Annotated in this window: 12 protein-coding genes and 1 pseudogene; 3 read left to right on the top strand and 10 right to left on the bottom strand. The window is 69.4% G+C overall.

The window, feature by feature from the left end; translation table 11 throughout:
* Nucleotides 1-357: 357 nt before the first annotated feature.
* Nucleotides 358-879: a TetR family transcriptional regulator gene (locus ABZ953_RS19305; RefSeq protein ID WP_361724943.1), complete on the bottom strand. Its 522-nt coding sequence runs from the start codon at nt 877-879 to the stop codon at nt 358-360.
* 513 nt (nt 880-1,392) lie between these two features.
* Between ABZ953_RS19305 and ABZ953_RS19300 the strand changes: the two genes are divergently transcribed.
* Nucleotides 1,393-2,238, top strand: coding sequence for a class I SAM-dependent methyltransferase (locus ABZ953_RS19300; protein WP_361724940.1), 846 nt, complete (start codon nt 1,393-1,395; stop codon nt 2,236-2,238).
* Nucleotides 2,239-2,361: 123 nt separating this feature from the next.
* Here ABZ953_RS19300 and ABZ953_RS19295 read toward each other — a convergent pair whose 3' ends face one another.
* The 7 genes and pseudogenes from ABZ953_RS19295 to ABZ953_RS19265 form a co-directional block, all read right to left on the bottom strand.
* Entirely contained in the window at nt 2,362-2,520 is a 159-nt protein-coding gene (locus ABZ953_RS19295) for a hypothetical protein (protein WP_361724937.1), read from the bottom strand.
* 43 nt (nt 2,521-2,563) lie between these two features.
* Nucleotides 2,564-2,728: pseudogene (locus tag ABZ953_RS19290) on the bottom strand (tetratricopeptide repeat protein); the annotation flags it as partial.
* A 79-nt stretch (nt 2,729-2,807) separates the two neighbouring features.
* Nucleotides 2,808-6,329 carry a tetratricopeptide repeat protein gene (locus ABZ953_RS19285; RefSeq protein WP_361724934.1) on the bottom strand — a complete coding sequence of 1,174 codons (3,522 nt, stop codon included), beginning with the start codon at nt 6,327-6,329 and terminating at the stop codon, nt 2,808-2,810.
* Between the two features lie 121 nt (nt 6,330-6,450).
* On the bottom strand, nt 6,451-8,058 hold the full coding sequence (locus ABZ953_RS19280) for a serine hydrolase (protein ID WP_361724931.1): 1,608 nt from the start codon (nt 8,056-8,058) through the stop codon (nt 6,451-6,453).
* Nucleotides 8,045-8,290, bottom strand: coding sequence for a hypothetical protein (locus tag ABZ953_RS19275; RefSeq protein ID WP_361724928.1), 246 nt, complete (start codon nt 8,288-8,290; stop codon nt 8,045-8,047). Before ABZ953_RS19275 ends, ABZ953_RS19280 begins: the two co-directional genes overlap by 14 nt.
* Before the next feature lie 94 nt (nt 8,291-8,384).
* Nucleotides 8,385-9,341 (bottom strand): PDR/VanB family oxidoreductase, encoded by a 957-nt coding sequence (locus tag ABZ953_RS19270; RefSeq protein WP_361724925.1) that lies wholly within the window; start codon nt 9,339-9,341, stop codon nt 8,385-8,387.
* Nucleotides 9,342-9,363: 22 nt separating this feature from the next.
* Nucleotides 9,364-9,957, bottom strand: coding sequence for an MSMEG_1061 family FMN-dependent PPOX-type flavoprotein (locus ABZ953_RS19265; protein WP_361725110.1), 594 nt, complete (start codon nt 9,955-9,957; stop codon nt 9,364-9,366).
* 241 nt (nt 9,958-10,198) lie between these two features.
* Here ABZ953_RS19265 and ABZ953_RS19260 point away from each other — a divergent pair, with 241 nt between their 5' ends.
* A complete protein-coding gene (locus ABZ953_RS19260; protein WP_361724922.1) occupies nt 10,199-10,831 on the top strand; it encodes a TetR/AcrR family transcriptional regulator in 633 nt (210 codons plus the stop codon).
* Between the two features lie 35 nt (nt 10,832-10,866).
* Here ABZ953_RS19260 and ABZ953_RS19255 read toward each other — a convergent pair whose 3' ends face one another.
* Both ABZ953_RS19255 and ABZ953_RS19250 read right to left on the bottom strand, forming a co-directional pair.
* The gene (locus tag ABZ953_RS19255; RefSeq protein WP_361724919.1) at nt 10,867-11,475 is read right to left on the bottom strand and encodes an RICIN domain-containing protein; all 609 of its coding nucleotides are present in this window, start codon (nt 11,473-11,475) and stop codon (nt 10,867-10,869) included.
* A gap of 121 nt (nt 11,476-11,596) precedes the next feature.
* Nucleotides 11,597-12,235, bottom strand: a complete 639-nt coding sequence (locus ABZ953_RS19250; protein ID WP_361724916.1) for a helix-turn-helix domain-containing protein — start codon at nt 12,233-12,235, stop codon at nt 11,597-11,599.
* Nucleotides 12,236-12,285: 50 nt separating this feature from the next.
* Between ABZ953_RS19250 and ABZ953_RS19245 the strand changes: the two genes are divergently transcribed.
* Nucleotides 12,286-13,215, top strand: coding sequence for an NADP-dependent oxidoreductase (locus tag ABZ953_RS19245; RefSeq protein WP_361724913.1), 930 nt, complete (start codon nt 12,286-12,288; stop codon nt 13,213-13,215).
* Nucleotides 13,216-13,278 lie beyond the last annotated feature (63 nt).

The following is a 13,278-nucleotide window of genomic DNA, read 5'->3' as shown; positions in this document are numbered from 1 at the left end:
TGTGCCCGGGCAGGCCGTCGGCCAGCGGGCCCTTGGCCGCCTGACCACCTTCACTGCCCCGGCTCGCGAAGGAGCAGCCATGCCCGTGCCCCCCGCCCGTCCTCGCCGCCACGTGGCTCGCCACCGGCGCCACTCTGGCCGCCGCGCCCCGGCTGCGGCGGCGCAGAACAACATCCGCTGCCCCAGCGCCCAGCACTACCCCGACGACATCGACTGCCGAGGGGAATGGGTCGCCGTGAGCCTCCGCCAGCTTGAAATCACAGGTCAAAGGGCTGGCATGACCGGCTCTCGGGGTGCTCACGCTGGTAGTCGACGGGCGCCACAGTGCCCGTGGCGTCGACAGCCGAGCGGCATTGATCAGCCCAGGGATGCCGTTGCCGCGCGCAGGTCCTCCAGGGCTGCCAGTGCATGCGGTGCGAGCCCTTCTGGGTCATCGCGATCGCTTTCGGACCACTGGGCTTCGGACCACTGGGCGTAGCCCCGTTTGAAGGCGAGGACTCCCAGCTCGCCCGCGAGGTGCGCGGTCGGGTCGGGGACGCCACGGGCGATGAGCGCGGCTGTCATGGCGGCCGCGAGACCGACGCTCTTGAGGGCGTCGCGCTCTTGTAGTTCGGTGCTGGCTGCCACGGCTGCTTTGAGGCGGGGGCCGAGTTCGCGGTTCGCTGGTCCCATGGCGCTCGACGCGCGCTCGAGACCGGCTGCTACGGCCTGGAGCGGGCTGGCGCTCGCAGGGGCCTCGATAATGCCGTCGGCGAGCAGCCTGCTGAGCGTCTCCTGGCCGGCGACCAGTAGCTCGCGCTTGTCGGCGAGGTGCCGGAAGAAGGTGCTCTTGGTGACCCAGAAGCGTTCTTCTCGAGCCCGAAGGGAGACGCCGGGCACTTCCGGGCCGCGGTACGGGCGCGGTCGCTGAGCTGCGCCATGCCGTGCTCGGGGTAGACGGCGACGGTGACCGCGGTGACTCCGGGCCACACCGGACCCAGTTGGACCTGGAAGGGCGTCATGTCGGTCATCTCGGCTCGGAGGGATTCGCGGAGCTGGGTCATCTGGTCGTCGTCGATGGTGTGGTGGATGCCCTGGACTGTGGAGTGCGGCCACGACTCGGGGATCACTCCAAGCGCATCGCCGTACGCGCTGAGCAGTTCGTGGTGGGTGTGGGTTCGCATTCGGAATGTCCCATTCCGTTACGACGACCTGCGGTTCTCATGGCTGTCTCATCCCAGGGCCACGCCGATTTGCCTCGTGCTCTTGTCCCTTGGAGGGTCTCGTTGCCCGGTTCTGGGCTGGGCGGGGAAATCTCTCACCTCAGGCCTGTGGCTGTCAGGGCGCTTCAGGCGCATCCTGTGAAGTGCGCAGAGTGGGCGCGCGTGGGTTCTGTCCGGCGAGGAGGAATGCATGGAGAGCGCGCCGAGCAGGACGGCGATGTTTGCGGCCGTGTCGCGTGGATTGTTTCGCCTGGAGACGGCGTCGCCGTGGGTACTGGATGATGTGCTGGCCCTGGTGCTTGTCGGCCCGGTATGGCGGGAGCTGCGAGACCGGTTCGATCCGCTGTTCCCCGACCCGGTCCGTCGCGAGTCCCGCGCGGCTGTCTGCACTCGCAGCCGGTACGCCGAGGACCGGCTGGCTGCTGGCGCCTTCACGCAGTACGTGATTCTTGGCGCGGGGCTTGACTCGTTCGCGTGGCGGCAGCCGGATCTGCTCGGCTCGCTGACGGTGTTCGAGGTTGATCATCCTGCTTCCCAGGCCTGGAAGCTCGAGCGGGTCAGGGTGCTCGGCCTGCCGCTCAGCGACTCGCAGGTGTTCGTGCCGGTTGATTTCGAGGCCGAACCGCTTCAGGACGTTCTGGGCGCGGCCGGGTTCGACTGGGCGCAGCCGGCGATGTTCTGCTGGACGGGTGTCGCTCCCTATCTGACGGCGCAGGCGATCGAGTCGACGTTGCGCACGATCGCGGCGGCTGCTCCCGGGTCTGAGGTGGTGTTCTCCTACCGGGCCGAGGACTGTGTGCTGGACGACGTGGGGACGGAATTCGCCCGGATCTACACGCCGATCGCGGCTTCTGCCGAGGAGCCTCTTCAGCCCGGCTGGCCGGTGATCGAGATCGATAGGCTGATCAGCCGGTGCGGGCTAAAGGTCGTGGACCATCCCGCACGTGCAGACCTCCAGCAGCGGTACTTCGCCGGCCGTACCGATGGGTTGCGGCCCTATACCTTCGAGACCCTGGTGGCCGCGCGGGTCACCTGAGCGAACGCAGCTCCGCGCTCATCAGGGAGAGCGGCATGGGCCTGACGTCTCGTAGACGTACGACGGTCTTTGCCACGAGTCAATCCACCGGCATGAACGAGAGCCAGTGAGAACCTGACTGCTTCAACGCGCCTCGCGCAGCCTCTCCACGATCTGCCCATAGCGCTCGATGTTGACGCGGAACACGGCCCCATGGCCGTGAAGGGGAACCCCGACCCGCCCGGTACGGGCAGAGTCTGCCGCCGCCGCACCGGAGAGCCCGGTGCGTACGGAGTCCTCCATGAGGCGCGTGTACTAGATCAACAGGGGTTCAAAGATGGGCTCTGAGGTCCCGGGCCTGCGGGTCGCCCGGCGCGTGCTGGAGCGCGACGGCGGCCTCGGCGACCGCTTCGTCGTGCTGCCCGCCCGCGATGAGCAGCTCCGCGAGGTGCAGCCGCAACGGCACGTCATCGGGCGCGCTTGCGACGGCTGTGCGCAGGCTCTGGATCAAGGGGAGTGGTCGGGCATGGGATGAGGATACGGGGGGTGTGCGAGCGGTGTTCGAGTGGTGTGTCGGGGCGCACGGACGGTCACTCGCGGGAGTCGGCCGGGTCGGGATTGGCCGTGAGCCAGTCGCGGACCGTCCGGGCGTCTCGGAGTCGGCCGAGGCTGACGAGTAGCTGCGCCTGCAGGCCCAACACCACGCGCAGACGCGAAAGAAAGAGAGGTTGGTGGGAGCTCGCCGACATGAGTCTTCGATGGATTTCCACCGCCTCGCTGGTGGCTCGCAACGCACCGGAGAGGCTCTGCCGCTCTTCAAACTGCACTGCGGCCCAAGCGTGCAACGAATTTGCGAGGTTGGGTTCGTGGGCGGCTGGGTTGTCCCCGGCCAGTCGTCGGTAGATTTCTACAGCCTGTGCGGCGGTGGTCAGGGCCTCATCGTGCCGCCCTCCCTTCGACAGGAGGGGCCCGAGGTTGGTCAGGGATGCGGCGAGGTTGGGTTCGTGGGCGCCTGGATTGTCTGCTGCCAGCCGACGCCGGAGCGCGACAGCTTGTTCCGCGGCGGCCAGGGCTTCTGCCGGCCGCCCGACTTCCGACAGCCGGATGCCGAGGTTGGACAGGGAGGTGGCGAGGTCGGGTTCGTGGGCCACCGGGTTGTCCGCTGCCAGCCGAGCGTGGATCTCTACGGCGTGTTGTTCGGCAGTCAGGGCTTCTGTCCGCCGCCCCACTTCCGACAGCAGGATGCCGAGGTTGGACAGGGACGCGGCGAGGTTGGGTTCGTAGGCGGCTGGGTTGTCTGCAGCTAGTCGGCGGTAGATTTCTACGGCCTCTTCTGCGGTGGTCAGGGCCTCTGCCTGCCGCCCGACCCCTGACAACCAGGTGCCGAGGTTGGACAAGGAGCGGGCGAGGTTGGCTTCGTGGGCGGCCGGGTTGTCTCTGGCCAGTCGGCGGTAGATCGCCACGGACTGTTCAGCGGGGGGCACCGCCTCAATTCGCCGCCCGACTTCCGACAGCCGGATGCCGAGGTTGGACAGGGAGGTGGCGAGGTTGGGTTCGTTGGCGGCTGGGTTGTCTGCAGCTAGTCGGCGGTAGATTTCTACGGCCTCTTCTGCGGTGGTCAGAGCCTCTGCCCGCCGACCCACCCCCGACAGAAAGGCTCCGAGGTTGGATAGGGATGCGGCGAGGTGGGGATTGTGGGCGGCTGGGTTGTCTGTGGCCAGTCGGCGGTAGATTTCTACGGCCTCTTCTGCGGCTGCCAGGGCCTCTGCCCGCTGACCCACCCCCGACAACCGGCCGCCGAGGTTGGACAGGGAAAGCGCGAAGTTGGGTTCGTAATCCGGGTTGCTCGTGGCCAGCCGACGAAAGGTTCCTACCGCCTGTCGCTCGGCAACCAGGCCTTCTGTCCGCCGCCCGACCTCCGACAGCCTAGTGCCGAGGTTGGACAGGGAACGCGCGAGTTTGGGTTCATACAGGGCCGGTCTCTGCACCGCGAGTTGCTGATGAACGTCAGCTAAGGCAGTGGTCAGGCGGATGGCGAGGGGAGCGGTGACAAGGGACGGGTACGGGAGTGCCTCTGTCACCGTCTCGACCGCCTGGTAGGCGAGAGGAGCGGCATCCAGGGCCGTATCCAGGGTGCTCATGACCTGTTCGCTGTCCGTGGCCCGGCCCGCGTTGTAGTGGGCGATGGCCGCACGGGCCAGAACCGTGATGACCTGGGCCTGTTGGCCGGGGGCCGACGCGCCGAGCAGGGCCGGTAGCCCGATGCCGTCCTCGGCGAGTACGCGGGACGCGTGGTACTCGGCGATGCGGTCGGGCTGGAGGGAGCCCCAGTAGCGGTCGCCGTCGGACGGGTACAGGGAGGCGAGCCACCTGGCGGCGGAGTCAGATTGATGGCTGGGCAGGCCCGGCAGTGTCGTGATGACGCCCAGGGCCTCGTCTCGCGTCCCGGCTCCGCACAACGCCGCCACCGCCACCGCCGCCCCCAACGTGGGTCCCGGCAGGTCGAGTCGGTAGGCGGGGGCCTGCGCGCTCGCCTCCCAGAAGCGGTCCTCGTGTTTGAGGAGCGTGCGTTCCGGCGGGGTGCCCGGGGCCGCGTCGACCGAGCGGGGACCGTGCTGCAACAGGGCGACCAGCGCCGTCATCTGCAAGGTGAGGACGTTGTCGTAGCGGTAGTCGTCCAGGTCCGCCGGGGGCCGGAGCGCGGCCGCCACGGATGTCCAGTCGTACGGGGGCAGCGTCGGCAGCAGGGGGAGCAGGCGGGTGAGGTCCTGGGCGGCGCGGTGGAAGGCGTCGCGTCGGTCCTGGGCGGGGCGGCTCGTGGGGATGAGTGGGGTGAGCGGGACGACCGGGGCTTCCTCAAGGAGGTCCCGTACGGCCGGAATCGCCTGGAGGGAGTCCGTGCGCCACGGGCCGTCGGAGCGGGCGAGCAAGAGGACCCGTACGCGGTGGCGTGAGCGGTGCAGGTGCGCGACCAGGCGGCGTACCAGGCGGGGACGGGTTTCCGCGTAGTCGATGACCAGGAGCAACGGCAGGGACGTGGCCAAGGTGGTGAAGTCGGGTGGCGCGGCGTCCAGGGACGGGGCGTCCGGGGAGGGCGTGTCCGTCAGGTCGGAGGTCAGGTGCCCCGTGGCCCAGCCGTGCCAGCCGAGGGCGTCGGTGAGGCGGCGGGCGAGGCGGGTCTTGCCTTGGCCTCCGGGGCCGGTCAGTACTCGTATACCGACGGCGGACGGGTCGGTCTCGCACCACGCTTGCAAGTCCGAGAGTTCACTGTCACGGCCATGGAACGCGACGGCTTCCGCGTCGGCGCGCAGGAGGGCTGCGGGGGAGCGGAGGTTACGGTCGACCGCCGCCGGAGTGAGCAGGGCGGCGGGCTCGACCGGTTCGAGGACGGGGGCCCAGCCGGTGTGCTCGGTGAGGAGCGCGCGGAAGGCTTCGTCGGCGAGGAGGTGGGCCGCCGGGGTGGCGGTCAGGCGGGAGCCTCCGCCGTCCGCTTGGCGGTCGAGCCGTATGACGCCGCACAGCAGGTCCCCGCCGTAGCCGTCGTCGGCGAGGACGGCGGCGCCCGACATCCCCGACCATCGGCTACCGCCAGCGGTGGTGCTGTCCGACCCCGCGAACGTGGGGTCCGTGCCCACCAACTCGTAACGTCCGGCCAGCGAGCCGCTCCCCGGGACGATGCGCCCCGTGAACTGCTCATCCAGTCGTCGGCCGTCGGGGGCGCTGTCCTTCTGCATGCGGGGGAAGCCGGACGCGGTGACCGGGTGGGGACGGGTTCCGATGACGAGGCCGTACCGCTGAGGGGGCCGGGTCACCAAGTCGGCCAGGGAGAGGGGTACTTGCCAGCCACATCCCTCGGCGACCTCGATCAGTGCGGCGTCCACGGTGTCGTTCATACGTTGCCGCCAGCGCACCGACGCAGGGAAAGCTTCCTCACCCATGCCGGGCGCGGTCACCGTCACCACGCCGCTCACGTCCGGGTCCACACGGTCCACCACATGCGCCGCCGTCAGCACCAGCCGCGGCGCGACCAGATAGCCCGACCCGAAGCCCTTCCGCCGCACCCCCTCCACCACCCGGTCCACCCGAACCCGCACCCGACGGTCCAATTCCATCGCCGGTAGCCCCTCCTGTGCACCCCGCCCCTCGAATTCTCCCGTCATGCACCGGCGGAAAACCATGTCCAGGTCGTCGTATTCTCCGATCCGTGCGCTGCCGGGGTTGGTGGACCGGCGGTCAGGTGTCTCTCCGTCGGCAGAACTCCGCCTCCAGCAGATCGGTGAAGATGCCGATGGGGTCGTCCCAACCGCCGTCGCTCCAGTCGCCATTGACGTTGGCGGTGACCATCCGGCTGCCATCACGCGTGCCGTAGGCGTAGGACCACGATCCGAAGAGCGCACCGCCCATGCCCCAGACCGTTTCCCCGCAGGGCAGCCGCACCGAGGAAACGCCGAGGCCGTAGGCGGAGTCGGGGATCCAGTCGCGGGTGGGCACGGTGGTGAACATGTCGCGTTGCTGGTCCGGCGGCAGTATCCGGCCCCCCAGCAGGGCGCCGAAGAACCGGTTGAGGTCCCCGGCGGTGGAGATCATGCCTCCGGCGGCCCAGAACATGGAGGAATCGAACTCGGTCGCGTCGTGGACCGGCGCACCGGGGTCGGTCCGGAACAGCTTCGTGTAGTGCCGGGAGTGCGGCCCGAGGATCACCGGGTCGCCGCCGTGCGGCAAGTACGTACCGGTCAGGCCGAGGGGGCGGGAGATCCGTTCGGTGATTTCCTCGGCGAGCGCGCGGCCGGTGGCCCGTTCGACGATCATGCCCGCGAGGACGTAGTTGGTGTTGGAATACGCCCAAGCGGAACCCGAATCCGAACCCGAATCCGAACCCGGCGTGAAGGTGGGCGGATGGGACATGGCGATCTGTACCAGTGACTCGGGAGAATGCGTCTCGCGACGGTTCAGTGCTTCCTGGTCATCGGTGTAGTTGAAGATCCCGCTCGTGTGGTTGAGCAGCATCCTGACGTCCACCCCGGCACCGTCGTGGTGATGGCCGTGGACCACGCCGGGCAGCCACTGTTCCGCGGTGTCGTCCAGGCTCAGCCTGCCTTCCGCCGCCAACTGCAGCACGACGGTGGCCACGAACGTCTTGCTGATGCTGCCGATGCGGAACCGGTCATGCTGCGAACGCTTGCGGCCTGGTCGGGTGGTGTCTGCCACTCCTGCGGTCCCGAACCACTGCCCGTCGCCGTCGCGGACCTCGGCGAGAATGCCGGGAAGGCCGCCTTGCGCCACCGCTTGCTGAAGCAGGCGCTGGACCGCCTCGTGCCCCTCGGCTCCCGATGTCGGCGCCGCCTGCCGTACACGGTCCACCAGCTCAGCCTGATCGATACCGGCCAGGGCGAGAGCGCGTGGCACGGTGCCGACTTGGGCCTGCAGGATCCCGAGCAGCAGATGCTCTGACCGCTGGTCCTTCTTTCTGGCGGAGGCGAAGCTCCGCTCCAGTGCCAGTCTGGCGGACGCCCCCATCTTGGGCTGCTGGGAAGCGGGGCTCGGCCTGGGAAGGTCATGGCCGACCGGAGACACTCCGACCGTGCTCAGACTGTGCTCGAACTCCCGGTCCAGTGCCTCGCGGACAGCATCGCGATCGAGCCCGACCGAGGCCAGGACCTGTTGCGCGGTGCTCCCTTGGCTCCCTTGATTCCCTTGGCTCCCTTGGCTCCCTTGGCTCCCTGCACCGGCGGCGAGTGACAAAAGGAGGTGCTGCGCGTCGATCGTCGCCGAACCGTCCTCCTGGGCTTCGTGCGCCGCCCTCACGATGACCTCGTGCAAGTACTTGTCAAACGCGCTCATCGCCGCGCCTCCTCAGCTTGACTCCGGCGGCGATGAGCCGCTTGGCGTGCTTCTTGTGGACGGCTTGGCGGGTGACTCCGAGCGCCTCGGAGACCTGCGGCCAGCTCCAGCCCGCCCGCATGGCCTGCTCGACAGCGGCGTCCTCCAGTTGATCGGCGAGGCGCCGCAACGCCACGACAGCTGCCAGGGCGTCAGCGGGCTCATGGGGAGGGGGATTTTCGCCGTCGGACATGTAAGCAACTGTAGTTGACTAATAGGGATAGTCAACCCGGGTTGCTAATGGACGCACGCGCCGGTCGTGGTCGCCGCCGGACGCGCCGAACACGTCACAGGTCCAGCACCAACCGCGCTGACCGCGCCCGCGACACGCACGCGTACATCCGGCCCGCCGGGGCGCCGATGTCGTCGCGATGGTCGGGCTCGCCCTCAAGGACCGTCAGTTCGCAGCTTCCGCAGACGCCCTCGCGACAGCCGGAGGCGACGGGGTGCCCGGCGTGCGTCAAGGCGTCGAGGAGCGACTCGTCCGCCGGGACCCGTACGGTCCGGCCCGACCTGGCGCACATCGCCTCGAACTCCGTGGCGGGGGCGAACTGCCGGGGCTGCGGGTGGAAGCGCTCCGTGCGCAGCCGGTCGGCGGGGAAGGCCGCCTCCGCCGCGGTGAGCATCGAGGCGGGGCCGCAGCAGTAGATCAGGGCGCGCGGGTTGAGGGTGGAGCTGAGCGCGGCCAGGTCCGGGCGGCCTTGATCGCGCGTGGCCGCGATCCGTACCCGGTCTCCGTACCGTGCGGTCAGTTCCTCGGCGAACGGCATGGTCGACACCGACCGGCCCACGTATACGAGCGAGGCCGGTATGCCCGCTGTGATCGCCGCGTTCAGCATCGGCAGGACCGCGGTGACGCCGATCCCGCCCGCGACGAACAGGTACTCCGGGGCGGGAGCGAGCGGAAAATGGTTGCGGGGGAGCGATACGTCGAGGGTGCGGCCCCGGCGCAGGAAACGGTGGATGTACTCCGAACCGCCCCGGCTCAGGGGGTCGTACCGGACCGCGATGCGGTAGGTCTCCCGGTCCGCCGGGTCCCCGCACAGCGAGTACTGCCGGGTCAGCCAGTTCGGCAGCGCCACGTCGATGTGGGCGCCGGGCTCCCAGGGGGCGAGTGGGTCGACGGCGCCGCGCAGGTGCAGGGCGACGACGTCCTCGGCGACCTGCTCGATGTGGTCGAGGGTGACCTGCTGGGTTGTTCGGTCAGTGTGTTGGGCCTGCTGGGCCTGCTGGGCGTGCTGCATCAGTCGTGCTCCCGCAATCCGTTCAGTAAAGCTTCCGATAGCCCTCTTCGAGGGCCTCCTCCATCACCGCCGGGTCGATGCCGAATTGCTCGCCGGCCACCTCGCTCACCGAGGGGGCCTCGTCGGCGAGGGCCTGGCTCGCGGGGTCCCACAGTCGGGAGCGGATGAGTGCGCGGCCGCAGTGGAAGAAGACCTCCGCCACGTCGACGACGATCGCCAGCTCCGGAGTCCTGGCCTCGGTCGCCATCCGGGCGAGTACGTCGGGCTCGTCGGTCGGATAGGCGCGGCCGTTGACGCGCAGGGTCTCCCGGACGCCCGGGATCAGGAACAGGAGCCCGATTCCGTCGTTCTCGGCGAGGTTGCGGAAGGAGTCGGCGAGCTTGTTCCCGGGCCGGTCCGGGATCGCGATCATGTGGTCGTCGAGGACCTTCACGAACCCCGGGTAGTCACCGCGGGGCGAGCAGTCGGCGAGCCCTGTCGCGCCTGCCGTCGCCATGGTCATGAAGGGCGAGTGCGCGATGAAGCGGCGGGAGTGGTCGTCGACGCGGTGCTGAATCTTCTCCTTGAGCACGGAGTCGGGTTCCCCGAGCCGCGCGCGGACCTCGGCCGGTGATATCCGCCGAGGACGCGTGCGGGTCGCGCCGGTCGCGCCGGTGGTGCTGGTCGTGCCGGTCGTACCGGTCGTACCGGTCGCGCCGGCGGTGCTGGTCGTGCCGGTCGTGCCGGTCGTGCCGGTCGTGCCGACCGTGCTGGTGGGTGTCGCGAGAGTCTGTGCTTCGCCGCAGGTCATGGCACTATTGTGAGCAATTGCTCAGGTCGTGCGCTACTCGCTTCCGAGGCGCAGGAAAGGACGAGGGATGGCAGCGGACTCACGCAGACTTCAGCCACGTAAGAGGCCGCTCCAGGCCCGCGCCGAGCTCACGCGGCAGCGCATCCTCGCCGCGGCTGCTCACGTTTTCGCCGATCACGGGTACGCCGCGGGCACCACCAACCGGATCGCGGAACGGGCGCGGATCTCGATCGGCTCGCTCTACCAGTACTACCCGAACAAGGACGCGATCCTCATCGAGCTCCTTATGCGGCACCTGGACGCGGGCATGGTCGCCATCAGGCGCCGTACGGCGGCGGGGCTGCCCGACTCCCTCGAAGAGATCATCCGCGGCGTGGTCCGCACGACGATCGACAACCACCGTGACGACCCGCAACTGCTCCGCGTCTTCGCCGAGCAGGGGCCCCGGTCTCCGGCCCTTCTTGAGAAGGTCACCGCGAACGAGCGCGAACGCATCGAGTACGTCGAGGAGTTGCTGGAGAACCACCCCGAAGTCCGCGTGGAGGACACCCGCGTCGCCGCCCGGCTCTTCGTCTCCACCGCCGAACTCCTCATCCACCAACTCGTCGCCGCACCCGACCCGGTCGACCTGGAGCGCCTGGAGAACGAGCTGGTCGCCATGCTCACGCGCTATCTGACCGCCGCGCCGCCGAGCGACTAGTGCCTAGGTCGAAAGTCCCGCCCCCCGGGGCCCGGCTATTCCCGGGACCACCGCTGGTTGTTCCCGTCGTGGCAGGACCACTGTCCCAGTGCGGCCCCGTCTTCCCCACGCCAGGAGAGAACCTCCAGGCATTTTCCTGAGTTCCTGTTGGTGAGCTTGTAGAACTTCGGGTTCGTGTCGCTGCTGTAGACCGTCCAGTGTTGAGTGTGCGAGCCATTGCAGCTCCACTGGCTCGCCGACGCCCCGTCCGCCTTGGAGTCGCCGCGTATTTCCAGGCACTTTCCCGAGTGGCCATTTCTGAACTCGAAGTAACGGCCGTTCACGATCTTGGTGTTCCAGCGCTGATTGGGGCCGCGGTGGCACGACCATTGCACCGCCCCGCCACCGTTCGCGTCGGAGTCCCCGTAGATTTCCAGGCACTTACCGGAGTGCCAGTTGCTCCAGATCTCGTTGTTGGCCGTCAGCCTGGCCAGCTCGGCCCCCTTGACGGGGGTCCACCCCGCAGGCTCGGTGGCGGCGACAGAGGGCGCAACTCCGCCGGGATCTGCTGCGGCAATTGCGGTTGCCTGAGGCAGAGCCATGGGGAGAGCGACGGCTGCCAAGGTCACTGCGGCCCGGGCCGTACGGACGACGCGACGCTTCACGATATTTCTCCTCGGAGGTCAATCGACAGAGCCGGAAAACACAGCGACACCGTAAATCAACCCGACCGAAAAAGGTCCGGACCAGCTTCGTCTGACTGAAAGTGGCCGGAGGGCCGCGGGATCACCGCCGGGATCCCGCGTCGGCGGACAGCGGAAGGCGGACCGGCGGAGGCAGCGGCGAGAGGGCAGGCTCGGCCCGCATGCCCTGGATAAGGAGCGCGGCGAAGCGCCGTGAGGCGGCCACCGAGGCGGGCGGGGAGGGGGCCCGGATGCCGCCGTTGGCCATGAGGACCATGACCAGGTCGTCCGGTACGAAGTCCGGGCGCAGCTTGCCTGCCGCCTTGGCCCGGCGGGCGAGTTCGGCGACCTTGCCCAGGGCCTGCCCCCGGTCCGCGGCGAAGTCGATCGCGCGGGGGAAGGCCGAGACGAACGCCGCGGTGAAGCCCCGGTCCCGCGCCTGCATCTCACACACCGCCTCGATCACCAGGCAGAAGCCGCGCCATGGGTCCGGATCGGCCAGTGCCTCGTCGACGATGGCCGTGCAGGCCGTCATCTGCTCGCGGAAGGCCTCGGTGACCAGCGCCTCCTTGGTCGGAAAGTGCCGGTAGAGGGTCGCGGGGCCGACCTCGGCACGCCGCGCGATCTCACGCATCGCCACGTCGAGACCCCGCTCCGCGAACGTCGTGCGGGCCACGGCGAGGAGGCGCTCCCGGTTGTCCCGGGCGTCGGAGCGCAGGGAGTGAGGCAAAGGGGTCGTCACCGCTCTCACTTTAGTCAAACGGACGGGGTGTTCCGCTAGCGTCCGACGGCATGAGAGCACTGACATTCTCCGAGTACGGTTCCGCGAACGTCCTGGAAGTCACCGACGTACCGGAACCACACGCGGGACCCGGCCGCATAAGGGTGGCCGTACGGGCATCGGGTCTCACGCCCGCCGACTGCCACCTCCGTTCGGGCCGGTTCCGCGACCTGGCGCCGCTGCGGCTGCCCCACACGCTCGGCATGGACGCCGCGGGCGTGGTCGACGAGGTCGGCGCGGAGGTGACAGGTGTCCGGCCGGGCGACGAGGTCTTCGGCATCGTCGACGTCGCGGAACTCGGCGGCGCCAACGCCGAGTTCGCCGTCCTGGCCGTCTGGGCGCCGAAGCCGGACGCGCTGAGCTGGGAGCAGGCCGGGGGCGCGGCCGGGAACGTGGAGACCGCCACGCGGGCCCTCGACCGCCTCAAGGTCGGCACCGGCACGACCTTGCTGATCGAGGGCGCGGCCGGCGGGGTCGGCACGGTCGCCGTCCAGCTCGCGGCGGCCCGCGGGGCGACCGTCATCGGTACGGCCGGCGCGCACAACCACGCGTTCGTCGCGGGCCTCGGGGCGGCGCCGACCACCTACGGCCCGGGACTGGCGGAGCGGGTCACCGCCCTGGCACCGGACGGAGTCGACGCCGTCCTTGACTGTGCCGGATCCGGCTCGCTGCCCGATCTGGTGGACCTGGCCGGGAGCCCGGACCGGGTGGTGACCATCGCCGACATGAACGCCGCGAAGCACGGAGTCCACCGGACGCGCTCGGCGGGCCCGGGAGCCGACCCGCAGGCGGTCGAAGGGCTTGCCGTGGCCGCCGATCTCGCCCGGCAAGGCCGCTTCACCGTGCCGGTCGCGGCCGCCTTCACCATCGAGAACGCGGCCGCGGCCCACCGGTTGAGCGAGACCGGCCACGCAAAGGGAAAGATCGTGCTCACCATCTAGTGGGCCGAACGAGCACAAGAAGATCCCGGTGCCACGCCGAAACGCATGACGTGGCACCGGGAT

This window comes from Streptomyces sp. NPDC046465, assembly GCF_040646035.1.
In the GTDB taxonomy this organism is placed as follows: Bacteria; Actinomycetota; Actinomycetes; order Streptomycetales; family Streptomycetaceae; genus Streptomyces.
Note: the sequence above shows the minus strand (reverse complement) of the source record. Positions and strands in the feature narration are given on the sequence as shown.

Coding starts and splice junctions, on each gene's coding strand:
- ABZ953_RS19300 (WP_361724940.1), top strand. CDS start 1,393: ATGGAGAGCGCGCCGAGCAGGACGGCGATGTTTGCGGCCGTGTCGCGT.
- ABZ953_RS19295 (WP_361724937.1), bottom strand. CDS start 2,520: ATGGAGGACTCCGTACGCACCGGGCTCTCCGGTGCGGCGGCGGCAGAC.
- ABZ953_RS19285 (WP_361724934.1), bottom strand. CDS start 6,329: ATGGAATTGGACCGTCGGGTGCGGGTTCGGGTGGACCGGGTGGTGGAG.
- ABZ953_RS19280 (WP_361724931.1), bottom strand. CDS start 8,058: ATGAGCGCGTTTGACAAGTACTTGCACGAGGTCATCGTGAGGGCGGCG.
- ABZ953_RS19275 (WP_361724928.1), bottom strand. CDS start 8,290: ATGTCCGACGGCGAAAATCCCCCTCCCCATGAGCCCGCTGACGCCCTG.
- ABZ953_RS19270 (WP_361724925.1), bottom strand. CDS start 9,341: ATGCAGCACGCCCAGCAGGCCCAGCAGGCCCAACACACTGACCGAACA.
- ABZ953_RS19260 (WP_361724922.1), top strand. CDS start 10,199: ATGGCAGCGGACTCACGCAGACTTCAGCCACGTAAGAGGCCGCTCCAG.
- ABZ953_RS19245 (WP_361724913.1), top strand. CDS start 12,286: ATGAGAGCACTGACATTCTCCGAGTACGGTTCCGCGAACGTCCTGGAA.